Origin of the sequence: Thioalkalivibrio sp. XN8 (assembly GCF_011058255.1) — a bacterium.
Taxonomy (GTDB): domain Bacteria; phylum Pseudomonadota; class Gammaproteobacteria; order Steroidobacterales; family XN24; genus XN24.
The window spans coordinates 43,508-58,924 of the sequence record NZ_JAALFH010000065.1 but is presented as its reverse complement, the minus strand read 5'-3'; the positions used below and the strand labels follow the sequence as shown (position 1 = coordinate 58,924).

Genomic DNA, 15,417 nt, shown 5'->3' with positions numbered 1-15,417 from the left:
GAGCAGATGAGACAGCGACCCTTGAAAACCTTGTTCGCGACCCTGGCGATGTTGCTGCTGGCCGCCGGTGCTGCCGTAGCGCAGGAAGACCCGCAGGCGGCGGCCGAAGCCGAGCGGGCCCGCGCTGCGGCGGAACGGGCCCAGGCGGAGGCGCGGCTGGAGGAGGCGCGGGCCCGGCTCGAGGCGGCGGCGCGCGAGATCGCGGAGCTGACGGTGGGCGCCATGGGCGATGCCGGCGTCATGATCCGTTCGGAGCTCGAGGGCGTCCGCCGCCCCGCGCCGGTGTTGCTGGGTATCAATATCGCCCCGGTCGGGACGCCGGAGGATCGCGAGGAGGGCGTCCGGGTGCTGGGCGTGACGCCGGGCTCGGCGGCCGACGCGGCCGGTATCCGTAGTGGCGACGTGCTGCTGTCCATCGACGGCAAGCCGCTCGACTGGAGCGGCGACACCCCACCGACCAGGAAGCTGCTGGATCACCTGGCCGCGACCGAGCCCGGGGGGCAGCTGAAAATCGAGCATCGCCGCGACGGCGAGGTGCTCACGGCGGAGGTCGAGGCGCGCCCGCGAGGCGAAGGCTTCGAGTTCGACTTCGACATGGAAGAGTTGCACCGCTCGCTGCCGCCCGGCGGCCAGGCCTTCGTGACGCGTTTCCTGGCTGATCGTTGGGGCGACATGGAGCTGGTGGAACTGACGCCGGGGCTGGGCGAGTATTTCGAAACCGAGGCGGGTGTACTGGTGGTGCGCGCGCCCAGCGACGACACCCTGGGCCTGCAGGACGGCGACGTGATCCTCGACATCGCGGGGCGCACGCCGGCTGATCCCCGCCACGTGGTGCGCATCCTGCGCTCCTACGAGCCCGGTGAGCGGCTGGTGATGACCGTGGTGCGCAAGGGCCGCCGGCAGCAGCTCGAGGCCGACATCCCCGAATAGGCGGCGGCCGGCGGGGCCGGTCCTGGGGACTGTCCCCAGGACCGGCCCCATGGTCTTTACGGCCCCCGCCGAACAGGGGACACTCCCCGCCCCGAGGAGCGTCCCGATGCATCGCCGCGATTTCGCTTACGACCTGCCGGAGGAATTGATCGCCCAGGCGCCGCTGCCCGAGCGCGCGGCCAGCCGCCTGCTGGTCGTCGACGGCGCGGCCGGGACCTGGCATGACGCCATGTTCCGCGACCTGCCGGGGCTGCTGCGCCCCGGCGACCTGCTGGTGCTGAACGACACCCGGGTAATCCCGGCGCGGGCCTTCGGCCGCAAGGAGAGCGGCGGCCGCCTCGAACTGCTGGTCGAGCGACTGGCAGGCGAACGCGGGCTGGTGGGCCAGCTGCGGGTCAGCAAGCCGCCGGCGCCGGGCACCCGCCTGCTGTTCGAGGGCGAGGCGACGGCGACGGTGACGGGCCGGACCGGGCCGGGCGGCGACATGTACCAGCTGCGTTTCGACCAGCCGGTCCTGCCCTGGCTCGAGCGGGCGGGCCACGTGCCGCTGCCGCCCTACATTCGCCGCGCCGACGAGGTGCTGGACCGGGACCGCTACCAGACCGTCTACGGCCGCGCGCCCGGGGCGGTGGCCGCGCCCACCGCGGGGCTGCATTTCGACCAGGCCATGCTGGAGCGCCTTGCCGAGGGCGGCATCAAGACCGCCAGCATCACGCTCCATGTCGGTGCCGGCACTTTCCAGCCGGTCCGGGCGGAAGATCCGCGGGAGCATCGCCTGCATGCGGAATGGATCGAAGTGGGCGAGGCCGCCTGCGAGGCGATCGCCGTGACGCGGGGCGCCGGCGGGCGGGTGGTGGCCGTGGGCACCACGGTGGTGCGCAGCCTGGAGACGGCGGCGCGGGACGGGACCGTCGCGCCCTACCAGGGCGAGACCGAGTTGTTCATCCTGCCGGGCTACCGCTTCCGCGCCATCGACGCCCTGGTGACCAACTTCCACCTGCCCGAGTCGTCGCTGCTGATGCTGGTCTGCGCCTTCGGCGGCCGGGAGGCCGTCCTCGGCGCCTATCGCCACGCCGTGGCGGCGCGCTACCGCTTCTTCAGCTACGGCGACGCCATGTTCATCACGCCCGCCCCGGACGCGCGCGAGCCCGGCGCGCGCGAGCCCGGCGCATGAAGTTCGCGCTGCTGGCCACCGATGGTCGGGCCCGCCGCGGGCGGCTCGAGTTCGTCCGCGGCACGATCGAGACGCCGGCCTTCATGCCCGTGGGCACCTACGGCACGGTCAAGTCGATGACCCCGGAGGAGCTGGAGGGCCTGGGCGCGGAGATCATTCTCGGCAACACTTTCCACCTGATGCTGCGCCCGGGCGAGGACATCGTCCGGGCCCACGGCGGACTGCACGAGTTCATGCACTGGTCGCGCCCGATCCTGACGGACTCCGGCGGCTTCCAGGTCTGGAGCCTGGCCGAGCTGCGCAAGATCAGCGAGGAGGGCGTGCGGTTCGCTTCGCCGGTGGACGGCGCCCCGGTGTTCCTCGGGCCGGAGCGCTCGATGGCAATCCAGCGCGCGCTCGGCGCCGACATCGTCATGGCCTTCGACGAATGCACGCCCTATCCGGCGACGGAAGCCGAGGCGCGGGCCTCGATGGAGTTGTCGCTGCGCTGGGCGGCCCGCTGCCGCGCGGCGCACGAAGACAATCCCGCCGCGCTGTTCGGCATCGTCCAGGGCGGCATGTACGACGCGCTGCGGCGGGAATCGCTGGCGGGCCTGGTGGAGATCGGCTTCGACGGCTATGCGCTGGGCGGGCTGTCCGTCGGCGAGCCGGCGGCGGAGCGGGAGGCGGTGCTCGACGGCGTCGGGCCGCAGCTGCCGGCCGACCGGCCCCGCTACCTCATGGGGGTCGGCACACCGGAGGACCTGGTGGAGTCGGTGGCCCGGGGGATCGACATGTTCGACTGCGTCATGCCCACGCGGCACGCCCGCAACGGTTACCTGTTCACCCGCCACGGCACGGTGCGGATCCGCAACGCCCGCCACCGCGACGACACCGGGCCGCTGGACCCGGAGTGCCCCTGCTACACCTGCCGCAACTACAGCCGCGCCTACCTGCGGCACCTGGAGCGCTGCAACGAGATTCTCGGCGCCCGTCTCAACACCATCCACAATCTCTATTACTACCTGGACCTGATGGCCCAGATGCGCGCGGCCGTCGAAGCCGGCGGGTTCGCCGCCTGGCGGACCGGCTTCTATGCCCTCCGGGACCGGCCGGAATGAGGCACGCCGGGCGCTTCGTGGCATAATAGCCAGCTGTTTTACCCCTGCCCCCACGGAGGGGCGCAACCCAGGGACCCAGACCGATGGACTTCTTCATCTCCAACGCTTATGCGCAAGCCGCGGGCGCCCAGCAGCCGGACATGTTCGTCAGCCTGCTGCCGCTGATTTTCATTTTCGTCATCTTCTACTTCCTGCTGATCCGGCCGCAGACCAAGCGCGCCAAGGAACACCGCAAGATGGTTTCCGAGCTGAAGGTGGGCGACGAGGTCGTCACCGGCGGCGGCATCCTGGGCCGCGTCGAGGAGGCGGGCGAGCAGTTCCTCAAGGTCGAGGTCGCCGACGGCGTGGTGCTGCGGATCCAGCGCCAGACCGTGGTCGCAGTGCTGCCCAAGGGCACGTTCAAGTCCGTCTGATCAGCCTCCTGCCAGGATACGCCCGTGGTCCTCAACCGTTTTCCGCTCTGGAAGAACCTGCTCGTCGTCGCGGTCATCGTGACCGGGCTGATATTCGCCCTGCCGAACATCTACGGCGATGCGCCCGCGGTGCAGGTGTCCGCCGAGATCGGCCAGCCGCTGGACGAGACGGCGCTGCAGCGCGTCACAGGCATCCTCGACGCCCGGGAGATCAGCCATACGCCCGCCTACCTCGAGGAGGGGCGGGTCACGGTCCGGTTCCCGACGGTCGAAGAGCAGCTGCGCTCCGTTGACCTGCTGCGGGAACAGCTGGGCGAGACTTTCGTGGTGGCCCTGACGCTGGCGCCCCGGACGCCCGCCTTCCTGCGCAACCTCGGGCTGCAGCCGATGAGTCTCGGCCTCGACCTGCGCGGCGGGGTGCACTTCATGTACGAAGTCGACATGGAGGCCGCCATCAGCCAGGCGCTGGACCGTTACGAGACCGACTTCCGCACCATGCTCCGCGAGGCCGGCGTCCGCTACAAGACGGTGCAGCGCGATGGCGATGCCGTGCGGGTGGTGCTGGCCAGCGAGGCCGACCGCGAGGCGGCGGCGGAGATCATTTTCGAGACCAATCCCGAGCTGGACATCACCCGGCGGGAGGCCGGCGGCGACTACCTGCTGGTCTACCGGATGACCGAGGAGCAAATCCAGCAGCGGCAGGATTTCGCCATCGAGCAGAACACCGTCACGTTGCGCAACCGCGTCAACGAGCTCGGCGTGGCCGAGCCGGTGGTGCAGCGCCAGGGCGCCGACCGCATCGTGGTGCAGCTCCCGGGCGTCCAGGACCCCGCCCAGGCCGAGCGCGTGCTGGGCGCCACCGCGACGCTGGAATTCCGCCTGGTCGACGAGGCCAACAACGCTTTCGAGGCGGCCGAGCGCGGGCGCGCGCCGATCGGTTCCTCGCTGTATCGCGACCGCTTCGGCCAGCCGGTGCTGCTCCAGCGCGAGGTGATCGCCACCGGCGACCAGCTCACCGACGCCTCGGCGGGCTTCGACGAGGGCCAGCCGGCCGTGTTCGTGAACCTCGACGCCCGCGGCGCCCGCCGCATGGGCGAGGCCACCCGCGCCAACCTGAACAAGCGGATGGCGGTGGTGTTCATCGAGCAGAAGCGCGAGCTGGTGGAGCGTGACGGCGAGACGCGCGAGGTGACCCGCACCGAGGAACGCGTGATCAGCGTGGCGACGATCCGCGGCGTGTTTTCCAACCGCTTCATGATCACCGGCCTCGATCCGCTGGAGGCGCGCGACCTCGCGCTGCTGCTCCGCGCCGGCTCGCTGGCGGCGCCGATCTTCAAGGTCGAGGAGCGCACCATCGGCCCGAGCCTGGGCCAGCAGAACATCGAGCGCGGGCTGCAGGCGGTGGTGATCGGCTTCCTCGCCGTGGTGGTGTTCATGGTCCTGTACTACCGGGTGTTCGGCCTGGTCGCGAACCTGGCGCTGCTGGCCAACCTGGTCCTGGTGATCGCGTTGCTGTCCATGCTGCAGGCGTCCCTGACGCTGCCGGGCATCGCCGGCATCGTGCTGACGGTCGGCATGGCGGTGGATGCCAACGTGCTGATCTTCGAGCGCATCCGCGAGGAGTTGCGCAACGGCAATTCGCCCCAGGCGGCGATCCACGCCGGCTACGAGAAGGCCTTCTCGTCCATTGCCGACGCCAACATCACGACCCTGATCGCGGCCGTCGTGCTGTTCACCTTCGGCACCGGCCCGATTCGCGGCTTCGCCGTCACGCTGTCCCTCGGCATCATCACTTCCATGTTCACGGCCATCGTCGGGACGCGCGCCGTGATCAATGCGCTGTACGGCGGCCGCCGTATCCAGTCGCTGCCCATCTGAGGAGACGGCCGCCATGGACTTCTTCAAGATCGAGTCGCAGATCGACTTCTTCAAGGTGCGCAAGATCGCCTATGCCATCTCGCTCACCCTGATCGTGATCTCCATCGCGTCGCTCGCGACCCGGGGCCTCAACTTCGGCATCGAGTTCCGCGGCGGCGTGGTGGTCGAGGCCGGCTTCCCCGACACGGTCGAGCTCGAGCCGATCCGCACCGCGCTGGAGGCGGCAGGGATCGAGCGCAGCATCGTGCAGCACTTCGGCAGCTCGCGCGAGGTGGCGATCCAGCTGCTGGCGAGCGAGAGCGACGACCTGGCGGCGACCCGCGACAACATCATGCGGATCCTGCGCACCGTGGATGCCGGCGCCGAGCTGCGCCGCGGCGAGTTCGTCAGCGCCCAGGTCGGCCGGGAGCTTGCCGAGGCGGGCGGCATGGCCACCCTGTTCGCGCTGCTGATGATCCTGGCCTACGTGTCCTTCCGCTTCCAGTGGAAGTTCTCCGTCGGCGCGGTGGCGGCCCTGGTGCACGACGTCATCATCACGCTGGGTTTCTTCTCAGTGGTGCAGATGTCCTTCGATCTCGCCGTGCTGGCGGCGGTGCTGGCGGTGATCGGTTACTCGCTCAACGACACCATCGTCATTTTCGACCGCATTCGCGAAAACCTGCTGAAGATGCGGCGCAAGAGCACCGAGGAGGTGGTCAACGCCTCCCTGAACCAGACCCTGTCGCGCACCATCATGACGGGCGTGACGACACTGCTGGTGCTGGTGGCGCTGTACGTGCTGGGCGGCGAGGCCATCGCCGGTTTCTCGGTCGCGCTCATCGTGGGCGTGCTGATCGGCACCTACTCCTCCATCTACATCGCCAGCGAAACGGCGCTGGCGCTGAAGGTGACGCCGAGCGACCTGTTGCCGCCCCAGCCGGACAAGGACGAAGAGTCCGGCGTGATGCCCTAGCGGCACAGCGCCCATGCATGGCGCCACCCTGCTGCTGTTCATTCTTCTCGTCGGGCTGGCGAGCCAGTGGCTGGCCTGGCGCCTGAAACTGCCGAGCATCGTCATCCTCATCACGGCCGGGTTCGTGCTCGGCCCGGTCACCGGCGTGATCGAGCTGGCCATGAGCACGGAGGAGGTCAACGAGCTCATCGGGCTCGGCGTGGCCATCATCCTGTTCGAGGGCGCCATGGAGCTGAAGCTCGGCGAGCTCCGGCGCGTGGGCCACGGCATCGGCCGGCTCACGCTGGCCGGGCCGCCGCTGGCCTGGGCGCTGGGGGCGGCGGCGGCGCATTACGTCGCCGGCCTCAGCTGGCCCGTGGCGTGGGTGCTGGGCGCGATCCTGGTGGTCACCGGGCCGACCGTCATCGGGCCGCTGATCCGGCAGGCCCGGCTGAACAAGGAATCGGCCTCGCTGCTCCGCTGGGAGGGCATCGCCAACGATCCCGTCGGGGTGTTGCTGGCGGTGCTGACCTACCAGTACCTCACGGTGGCCGGGGGCGAGTTCAGCGAGACCCTGCTCAGCCTCGGCACGGCGATCCTCGCGGCCGGGCTGACCGGCGGCGCCGGCGGCTGGGTGGTCGGGCAGCTGTTCCGGCGGGGGCTGGTGCCGGAGCACCTCAAGCCGCCCGTGCTCATGGTGCTGGTGCTCGCCGCCTACAGCGCCACCAACTTCGTGCAGCACGAAGCCGGCCTCCTCAGCGTCACCATCATGGGCGTGGTGATCGGCAATATGCAGCTGGTCGAGCGCGAGGCGCTGCGTCACTTCAAGGAGAACCTGAGCGTCATCCTGCTCTCGGTCCTGTTCATCGTCATCCCGGCGCAGCTCGAGCTCAGCCAGCTCGGGGTGCTGGACTGGCGCCTCGGCCTGTTCGTGGCGGCCGTCCTGTTCCTGGTGCGGCCGCTGACCATCGGCCTGGCGACCATCGGTGCGCCGATGCGCCGCGAAGACAAGCTGCTGCTGGCCTGGATCGCGCCGCGCGGCATCGTCGCCGCGGCAGCGGCCAGTATTTTCGGGCCGTCGCTGGCGGCGAGCGGGTACCCGGACGCCGAGCGGCTCCTGCCGCTGGTGTTCCTGGTGATCGTGGTCACGGCGCTGGCCCACGGCCTCTCGCTGGGACCCGTCACCCGGAAGCTGAAGCTGTCGGCCAAGCGCGCCAACGGGCTGCTCATCGTCGGCGCCACGCCGTGGACGCACGCGCTGGCGCTCGCCCTGAAGAAGCTCGAGATCAGCGTGCTGGTGGCCGACGGCGCCTGGTCGCACCTCAAACCCCTGCGCATGGACGATATCCGCACCTACTACGGCGAGATCCTGTCGGAGCACGCCGAGGAAGAACTGGACCTGCAGCACCTCAGCTACCTGCTGGCCGCCACCGGCAACGACTTCTACAACGCCCTGGTGTGCAAGGCGCGCGGCGGGACGTTCGGCCGGCACCGGACCTTCCAGCTCGCCACGCACCAGGAATCGCGCCAGGAGTCGAAGCGCATGGCGCTGCAGCAGCGCGGCCACACGGCCTTCGACGACGGCGAGGACTTCAATACCCTGCATGAGCGCCTCGACCGGGGCTGGACCATGCAGACCACCCGCCTGACGGAGACCTACCGCCTCGACGACATGCGCGAGCGGCTGGGCGAGCAGGGCGAAGACTGGGTTCTCATCGGCGGGGTGAACGGCGACGGCCTGTTCCAGCTGTTCTCCGAGGAGCAGCCGTTCAAGCCGGAGTCGGGCTGGCGGCTGCTCTACTTCGCGCCGGAGGCGCGCGACGACGCGGGCTGATCAGCCCGGGCCCGGCCGAGCCGCTGCAACCCGGCCGCGGCATACGGCCGGCCCCGACTATCCGCGTGCCTGTCGGTGACGGCGTCGGTGTGCGCCACGGCCGTTGCGCTGGCACCGGTGCAGCGGCCAGGACATGCCAGGGCCCTTCGAGCGGCATAAGAATTCCAAGCGAGGAGGGCCCTGGCATGGGCTGGCTGCGGACAGGTCTTGCGGGCAGCCGGACGGGCGCCGGCGGGTTCAGCGCCGCAGTCCCGCCGTCAGGTGCGGTTCGATCAGCTTCAGCAGGGCATCGTGGATGCGCGGGTTGCCGGCGACGATATTGCCGCTCTGCTGCCAGCCGTCCCGGCCCCCGAGGTCGGTGACGATGCCGCCGCATTCCTGGATCATCAGGGCGCCGGCGGCGATATCCCAGATATTCAGGCCGATCTCCCAGAAACCGTCGAGCCGGCCGGCGGCGACGTAGGCGAGATCCAGCGCCGCAGCGCCCGGGCGGCGGGCCCCGGCGGTCTGGCAGATTACGTCCTTGAGCATCGCCATGTACGGTCCGAGCGACTCCGGGTCGTCCTTGTAGGGGAAGCCGGTGCCGATCAGCGCGGCGGCCAGGTTGCGGGTGTCGCTGACCCGCATCTTGCGCCCGTCGACGGTGGCGCCCGCCCCGCGGCTGCAGGTGAACAGCTCCTGCCGCATCGGGTCGTAGATCACGCCGTGCTCCAGCCGCCCGCGCTGCATCACGGCGATGGACACCGCGAACACCGGGAAGCCGTGCAGGAAGTTGGTGGTGCCGTCCAGCGGGTCGATGATCCAGACGAACTCGGCATCGCCGCTGGCGCCGCTTTCCTCCGCCAGGAAGGCATGGTCCGGGTAGCTGCGGCGCACGGTCTGGATGATGTCGTCTTCCGCCATGCGGTCGACTTCGCTGACGAAGTCGTTGCGCCCCTTGGTGTCGACCTTGATGGCGTCGAGCTGGTTGATGTGCCGGACGATCAGGTCACCGGCGCGGCGCGCGGCGCGGACGCCGATGTTCAACAGGGGGTGCATTGGATACTCTCCGCCAACAGCCGGTTAGAATAGCAATTCGCTTCATTTCCTGCAGGCCTTTTGCATATGAGGATCCCCGTCCGCGTCGTGCTGGTGGGCACCACGCATCCCGGCAACATCGGCGCCGCCGCGCGCGCCATGCGCACCATGGGCCTGGAGCGGCTGAGCCTGGTGGCGCCGCTGGAGTTTCCCAGCCCCCAGGCCACCGCCCGTGCCGCCGGCGCCGACCAGGTGCTGGAGGCCGCGCAGGTGTGCGCGACGCTGGACGAGGCCCTGGCGGGCTGCCGTTTCGTGCTCGGCGCCAGTGCGCGGCTGCGGGCCCTGCAGTGGCCGGTCATGACGCCGCGCGAAGCCGCCCCGCGGCTGCTCGCCGAGAGCGCCGCCGGCGAGGCGGCGGTGGTGTTCGGGCGCGAGAGCAGCGGCCTGACGAACGACGAGCTGGCGCGCTGCCACGCCCTCCTGCACATTCCGACCAACCCGGACTACAGCTCGCTGAACCTCGCCATGGCGGTGCAGGTGGTGGCGTATGAGCTGCGGCTTGCGGCCCTCGAGGAGGACGCGCCGGAGCAGGACCGAAGCGACCCCCTGGCCGCGGCCGAGGAGCTCGAACGTTTCTACGAGCATCTCGAGCGCACCCTGGTGGCGGCCGGCTTTCTGAACCCGGCGAACCCGCGCCACCTCATGCTGCGGCTGCGCCGCCTGTTCAACCGGGCCTTGCCGGAGGAGAACGAAGTCCGCATCCTGAGGGGGATCCTGAGCGCACTGGAGCCGCGATGAACCAGACTGCCAAGGCCATCTACCTGGATTACGCCGCCACCACGCCGGTCGATCCGCGCGTGATCGAGCGCATGGTCGGATGCCTCGGTCCGGACGGCTGCTTCGCCAACCCCGCCTCCAGCTCCCACGCGCCCGGCCGCGAGGCCCGCAACCGGGTGGAGGCCGCGCGCCGCGAGGTGGCCTCGATGCTCGGCGCCCTGCCGCCCGAGATCATCTGGACCTCCGGCGCCACCGAGTCGAACAACCTCGCGATCAAGGGCGCGGCCCGCTTCCATGCCGACCGGGGCCGCCACATCGTCACCAGCCGCACCGAGCACAAGGCGGTGCTGGATACCTGCCGCCAGCTCGAGAAAGAGGGCTGGCAGGTGAGCTACGTGACCCCCGGCCCGGGCGGCGTGGTGGGCGTGGCCGAGATCGAGCCCGTGCTGCGGCCCGACACCGTGCTGGTGTCCGTGATGTTCGTGAACAACGAGATCGGCACGATCAACGACGTGGCCGCCATCGGCAGCCTGTGCCGTGAGCGCGGCGTGCTGTTCCACGTCGACGCCGCGCAGGCCGCCGGCAAGCTGCCGGTCCGGGTCGACGAGGTCCAGGCCGACCTGCTGTCGCTCTCCGGGCACAAGGTCTACGGTCCCAAGGGGATCGGCGCCCTGTACCTGCGCGGCTGCCCCAAGAGCCGGCTGGAGCCCCAGATCCACGGCGGCGGCCACGAGTGGGGCCTGCGCTCGGGCACCCTGGCGACGCACCAGATCGTCGGCATGGCCGAGGCCTGCCGGATCGCGGCCGCGGAGCACGCCAGGGAGGCCGAGCGGCTGGCCGGCCTGCGCCGGCGGCTGTGGGACGGGATCGCCGGGCTGGGCGGAGTGCACCTGAACGGCGACCCGGAGCGGCGCGTGGCAGGGATCCTGAACGTCTGTTTCGAGGGCGTGGAAGGGGAAAGCCTGCTGTTCGCGCTGCGCGAGCTGGCGGTCTCGAGTGGTTCGGCCTGCACTTCGGCCAGCCGCGAGGCGTCCTACGTGCTGCGGGCCCTGGGTCGCGACGACCAGCTGGCCCAGAGTTCGCTCCGTTTCAGCGTCGGCCGCTTCACCACGGCCGAGGACGTGGATCGGGCGGCGGCGATCGTGCGAACCCAGGTGCAGCGGCTGCGGGCGCTGGGGCCCGGCAGCTGCGAAACCAAGGAGGCCGCGATATGAACGCCGACCAGCTCGATTATTCCGCCGAGGTGCGCCAGCGCTTCGAGCGCGCCCCGGGCCACGGCCGGGTCCTGGCGGCTCCGTCCGAGCGCCGGACCGGCGCGGCCGGGAACATTGCCCGGGGTACACGGGTCGAATTCGAGGCGCGCGTGCGCCAGGGCAGGATCCTGGAATGCCGGTTCCGTGCCTATGGCTGCCCGCACGTGATCGCGGCCGCGTCGTGGGTCGCCGAGCACGCGGAGGGGCGCCGCACGACCGAGCTGGACTGGATCGATCCGCGCGCGCTGGCCCGCCGGCTGGAAGCCCCGGCGCACAAGCTCGGCAGCCTGCTGGTGGTCGAGGACGCCTACCGCGCCTGCATGGGCGCCGGCCCCGAGGCATAATCGGGGTCGCGGCCGCCCGGCGGCCGGGCAAGACGAGAGGAGGAGCGAGAACCGATGGCAATCACCCTGACCGAATCCGCCGCCACCCGGGTCAAGGACCACCTGGCACGCCGCGGCAGCGGCCTGGGCATCCGCCTGGGCGTCAAGCGCACCGGCTGCTCGGGTTGGGCCTACGTGGTCGACTACGCCGACGATACCCGCGAGGGCGACGTGGTGTTCGAGGACCAGCAGGTGCGGGTCTACGTCGATCCCCAGCACCTGCGCCTGATCGACGGCACCGAGGTCGATTTCGTCAAGCAGGGCCTCAACGAGGCCTTCCGTTTCCGCAATCCGAACGTCAAGGGCGAATGCGGCTGCGGCGAGAGCTTCAGCGTCTGATTGTGCGCCCGGGTTCCGGGGCTTAAGATATTCCGTTGCGCCTGCACCTGACGCGGGCATGAGGTTGCGGCCGCAGGACGCGGTTTTGCAACGACTTTCAGCCGGAATCAAGACTCAAAGCAAGGGAACCCCATGGCGATCGAACGCACTCTTTCCATCATCAAGCCCGACGGCGTAGAGAAAAACCTGGTTGGCGAGGTCTATCGCCGCTTCGAGGCCGGCGGCCTGCAGATCGTGGCCGCGCGCATGAAGCACCTGTCCCCGGCCGATGCCGGCGCCTTCTATGCGGTGCACCGCGAGCGGCCGTTCTATAACGACCTGGTCGCCTACATGACCTCCGGGCCGGTGATGGTCAGCGTGCTGGAAGGCGAGAACGCCATCCTCAAGCACCGCGAGATCATGGGCGCGACCGATCCGAAGAAGGCCGAGGCCGGCACGATCCGCGCCGACTTCGCCGACAGCATCGAGGAGAACGTGGTGCACGGGTCCGACGGTCCGGACACGGCGCGCCAGGAGATCGCCTTCTTCTTCGCCGGCACGGACATCTGCCCGCGCACCCGCTGAGGCGCGCCGGACCACCATGACTGACGCGCGCATCAACCTGCTGGGACTGTCCCGCACGGGACTGGAAGAGTTTTTCGTCGGCCTCGGCGAGAAACCCTTCCGCGCGCGCCAGCTCATGAGCTGGATGTACCGCTTCGGCATCGACGACTTCGCGCTGATGACCGACATCTCCAAGGCGCTGCGCGAGCAGCTGGCGGAGATCGCCGAAATCCGCCCGCCCGTCATCCGCTCCATGCACCATGCCGCGGACGACACCCGCAAGTGGATGCTGTCGATGGACGGCGGGCAGGCGATCGAGACGGTGTTCATCCCCGAGCCCGCCCGCGGCACGCTGTGCATCTCCAGCCAGGTCGGCTGCGCCATGGACTGCGCTTTCTGCGCGACGGGCAAGCAGGGCTTCAACCGCAACCTCGCCACGGCGGACATCGTCGGGCAGGTGTGGCTGGCCAACCGGGAGCTCGGCTACCAGCCGGACGCCGACCGCATCGTTACCAACGTGGTGTTCATGGGCATGGGCGAACCGCTGGCGAATTACCGCCACGTGGTGCCGGCGATCCAGGTGCTGCTGGACGACTACGGCTTCGCCCTGTCGCGGCGGCGGGTCACCGTCAGCACCTCGGGCCTGGTGCCGCAGATGGAGCGGCTGGGCGAGGAGTGCAACGTGGCCCTGGCTGTTTCGCTGCACGCGGCGGACGACGCGCTGCGCGACGAGCTGGTGCCGATCAACCGGCGCCATCCGATCGAAGAGCTGCTGGAGGCCTGCTGGCGTTATGCCGAGCGGCGCGCCGGCCGCCATATCACGTTCGAATACGTGTTGCTCGACGGGGTCAACGACCGGGAGGCGGACATGCGCCGGCTGGCGAAGCTGCTGTCGCACCGCCCGGGCAAGGTGAACCTCATCCCCTTCAATCCCTTCCCGGGCACGGAATTCCGGCGCTCGCCGGACGCCGTGGTCGAGCGCTGCCGCGACTTCCTGCTGCGCAAGGGCATCCGGACGACGATTCGCCGGACCCGCGGCGACGAGATCGACGCGGCCTGCGGGCAGCTGGCCGGCCAGGTCAACGACCGCATGCGGTATCGGCTGGGGTCGAAACTGGCGAGCGTGACAGCGAGGGCTTCCTGATGGACAAGCGGCTGGCGAGAGTCGGGCTGGTGGCTGCCATGGCGGTGCTGGCCGCCTGCGCCACCACGGACAACTCCAAGGTTTCCGACCACGACGCCGCGCGTTTCAACGTGCAGCTCGGGATCAGTTACCTGCAGCGCGGCGACCTGCAGGAGGCGCGGGAGAAGCTGGAGCGGGCTGCCGAGCAGGATCCTTCCTTCGCCGACGCGCAGGCCGCCCTGGGCATCCTCTACGAGCGGGTCGGCGACCTGGGCCGGGCCGGCCAGCACCTGCGCCGCGCCACCCAGCTGGCGCCCGACGATCCCAGCATTGTCAACAATTACGGCGGCTTCCTGTGTCGCCGCGGCGAGCGTGCCGAGGGGATCGAGTATTTCCGGCGTGCCGCGCAGAACGCCTTTTACCGCACGCCCGAGATTGCCTGGACCAACGCCGGTGTCTGCGCCCGCGGCATCCCTGACCCCGAGCTGGCGGAGCAGTTCCTGCGCCGCGCCCTCGAGGTGAACAGGAACCACGCCGAAGCCCTGCTGCAACTGGCCGACCTCAGCCTCTCCCAGGGGGAGACGCTGAACGCGCGGGCCTTCCTGCAGCGCTACGAGTCGCTCAGGGCGGCGACCCCCTACAGCCTGGAACTGGGCCGCCGCATCGAGCTGGCGGCCGGCGACCACCAGGCGGCCGCGGCGTATACGCGCCGCCTGTTGCAGGACTTTCCCGATTCGGCCGAGGCCGGGAGGCTCGAGCGATGAACGAAGACAACGCAAGCCACCAGGAGCACGCCGCGACGGCGCCTGAAACCGCGGGGCAGCGCCTGCGCGCGGCCCGGGAACGGGCGGGCTGGAACCAGGAGCGGCTCGCGGGCGAGATGTGCCTGCCGCTCCTGCGCCTGCAGGCGCTGGAGGCCGACGCGTACGAGGGTTTCGGCGGCGAGGTGTTCGTCCGCGGTTTCCTGCGCCGCGCTGCAGCCGTGCTCAACCTGCCTGCGGACGAGCTGGTCGACGCTTATGCCACGGCGTCAGGCGCCAGGCACCCGGCGGAAATCCTGCCGGCGCTGCCGCCCGGGCGCTTGCCGCGGACCGGTATGCCGGGATGGGCCGGGCCGGCGACCGGCGCGGTGATGGTCGCCGCGGTGATGGCCCTGGCGTGGTGGACCGTGCGCCCGGCCGGGGAGCCGGCGCCCCTCCCGCTGGCGGAGGAGCCGGCCGGGCTGCCCCAGGGCCTGGCAGAGGCCGAGCAGGCGCCGCCGGTGAGCGCCGCGGAGACGACGGAACTCGTGGTCGCGACGCCGGCGGAAAGCCCGGCGGACGAGCCGCCGGCAGCGACCGGGGCAGCCCTCCCCGGAGCCGTGGCTCAGGCACCTGTCCTTCCGGCAGCCGTGGCAGAGGCGCCGGTGCGGCCGGAAGCCCTGGCCGAGACGCCGGCGCGGCCGGCGCCGGCGCTCGAGCTGCCGGTCATGGCGCAGCTCCGCTTCGAGTTCACCGAGGACTGCTGGGTCGAGGTCACCGACGCCCGGGAGCAGCGCCTGGCTTACCGCCTGTATCGCGCGGGCGATGTGGCGCGATTGAGCGGCGTGCCGCCCCTGGCGGTGTTCCTCGGCAACGCGGAGGGCGTGCGCCTGACGGTAGACGACGAGCCGGTGGCCGTGCGGCAGGCCGCGACGCGCAACGGCACCGCGCGGCTGACCGTCGGCGGCGGCACCGGCTGAAG

16 protein-coding genes are annotated in these 15,417 nt (G+C 70.4%); 15 read left to right on the top strand and 1 reads right to left on the bottom strand.

Annotated features, from left to right (window positions below; translation table 11 throughout):
* The first annotated feature begins 6 nt into the window (after positions 1–6).
* From G6N75_RS10425 to G6N75_RS10395, 7 genes are all read left to right on the top strand, one after another.
* Positions 7–930, top strand: a complete 924-nt coding sequence (locus G6N75_RS10425) for a PDZ domain-containing protein (RefSeq protein WP_206203072.1) — start codon at positions 7–9, stop codon at positions 928–930.
* Between the two features lie 106 nt (positions 931–1,036).
* Complete coding sequence (gene queA / locus G6N75_RS10420; protein WP_165348296.1) at positions 1,037–2,104, top strand: tRNA preQ1(34) S-adenosylmethionine ribosyltransferase-isomerase QueA; 1,068 nt, start codon at positions 1,037–1,039, stop codon at positions 2,102–2,104.
* The gene (tgt, locus tag G6N75_RS10415; protein ID WP_165348295.1) at positions 2,101–3,204 is read left to right on the top strand and encodes a tRNA guanosine(34) transglycosylase Tgt; all 1,104 of its coding nucleotides are present in this window, start codon (positions 2,101–2,103) and stop codon (positions 3,202–3,204) included. The genes queA and tgt overlap by 4 nt, the downstream gene beginning before the upstream one ends.
* An 83-nt stretch (positions 3,205–3,287) precedes the next feature.
* Positions 3,288–3,617, top strand: coding sequence for a preprotein translocase subunit YajC (gene yajC / locus G6N75_RS10410; RefSeq protein WP_165348294.1), 330 nt, complete (start codon positions 3,288–3,290; stop codon positions 3,615–3,617).
* Positions 3,618–3,641: 24 nt separating this feature from the next.
* Positions 3,642–5,495 carry a protein translocase subunit SecD gene (secD, locus tag G6N75_RS10405; RefSeq protein WP_165348293.1) on the top strand — a complete coding sequence of 618 codons (1,854 nt, stop codon included), beginning with the start codon at positions 3,642–3,644 and terminating at the stop codon, positions 5,493–5,495.
* Positions 5,496–5,508: 13 nt separating this feature from the next.
* Entirely contained in the window at positions 5,509–6,447 is a 939-nt protein-coding gene (secF, locus tag G6N75_RS10400) for a protein translocase subunit SecF (RefSeq protein ID WP_165348292.1), read from the top strand.
* Between the two features lie 13 nt (positions 6,448–6,460).
* A complete protein-coding gene (locus G6N75_RS10395) occupies positions 6,461–8,260 on the top strand; it encodes a sodium:proton antiporter (RefSeq protein WP_165348291.1) in 1,800 nt (599 codons plus the stop codon).
* Between the two features lie 237 nt (positions 8,261–8,497).
* Here the strand turns inward: G6N75_RS10395 and G6N75_RS10390 are convergent, their stop codons facing one another.
* Positions 8,498–9,298: an inositol monophosphatase family protein gene (locus G6N75_RS10390; RefSeq protein WP_165348290.1), complete on the bottom strand. Its 801-nt coding sequence runs from the start codon at positions 9,296–9,298 to the stop codon at positions 8,498–8,500.
* A 66-nt stretch (positions 9,299–9,364) separates the two neighbouring features.
* On the opposite strand from G6N75_RS10390, the gene trmJ reads away from it, so the two are divergent.
* The 8 genes from trmJ (at position 9,365) to G6N75_RS10350 (ending at position 15,415) form a co-directional block, all read left to right on the top strand.
* The gene (gene trmJ / locus G6N75_RS10385) at positions 9,365–10,075 is read left to right on the top strand and encodes a tRNA (cytosine(32)/uridine(32)-2'-O)-methyltransferase TrmJ (RefSeq protein ID WP_165348289.1); all 711 of its coding nucleotides are present in this window, start codon (positions 9,365–9,367) and stop codon (positions 10,073–10,075) included.
* Entirely contained in the window at positions 10,072–11,268 is a 1,197-nt protein-coding gene (locus tag G6N75_RS10380; protein WP_165348288.1) for an IscS subfamily cysteine desulfurase, read from the top strand. The genes trmJ and G6N75_RS10380 overlap by 4 nt, the downstream gene beginning before the upstream one ends.
* Positions 11,265–11,651, top strand: a complete 387-nt coding sequence (locus tag G6N75_RS10375; RefSeq protein WP_165348287.1) for an iron-sulfur cluster assembly scaffold protein — start codon at positions 11,265–11,267, stop codon at positions 11,649–11,651. Before G6N75_RS10380 ends, G6N75_RS10375 begins: the two co-directional genes overlap by 4 nt.
* A 54-nt stretch (positions 11,652–11,705) precedes the next feature.
* On the top strand, positions 11,706–12,029 hold the full coding sequence (gene iscA / locus G6N75_RS10370) for an iron-sulfur cluster assembly protein IscA (RefSeq protein ID WP_165348286.1): 324 nt from the start codon (positions 11,706–11,708) through the stop codon (positions 12,027–12,029).
* 132 nt (positions 12,030–12,161) lie between these two features.
* Positions 12,162–12,593 (top strand): nucleoside-diphosphate kinase, encoded by a 432-nt coding sequence (ndk, locus tag G6N75_RS10365; RefSeq protein WP_165348285.1) that lies wholly within the window; start codon positions 12,162–12,164, stop codon positions 12,591–12,593.
* Between the two features lie 16 nt (positions 12,594–12,609).
* Entirely contained in the window at positions 12,610–13,716 is a 1,107-nt protein-coding gene (rlmN, locus tag G6N75_RS10360) for a 23S rRNA (adenine(2503)-C(2))-methyltransferase RlmN (RefSeq protein ID WP_165348284.1), read from the top strand.
* Complete coding sequence (gene pilW / locus G6N75_RS10355) at positions 13,716–14,459, top strand: type IV pilus biogenesis/stability protein PilW (RefSeq protein ID WP_165348283.1); 744 nt, start codon at positions 13,716–13,718, stop codon at positions 14,457–14,459. The genes rlmN and pilW overlap by 1 nt, the downstream gene beginning before the upstream one ends.
* Complete coding sequence (locus tag G6N75_RS10350) at positions 14,456–15,415, top strand: RodZ domain-containing protein (RefSeq protein ID WP_165348282.1); 960 nt, start codon at positions 14,456–14,458, stop codon at positions 15,413–15,415. Before pilW ends, G6N75_RS10350 begins: the two co-directional genes overlap by 4 nt.
* Positions 15,416–15,417: the final 2 nt, after the last annotated feature.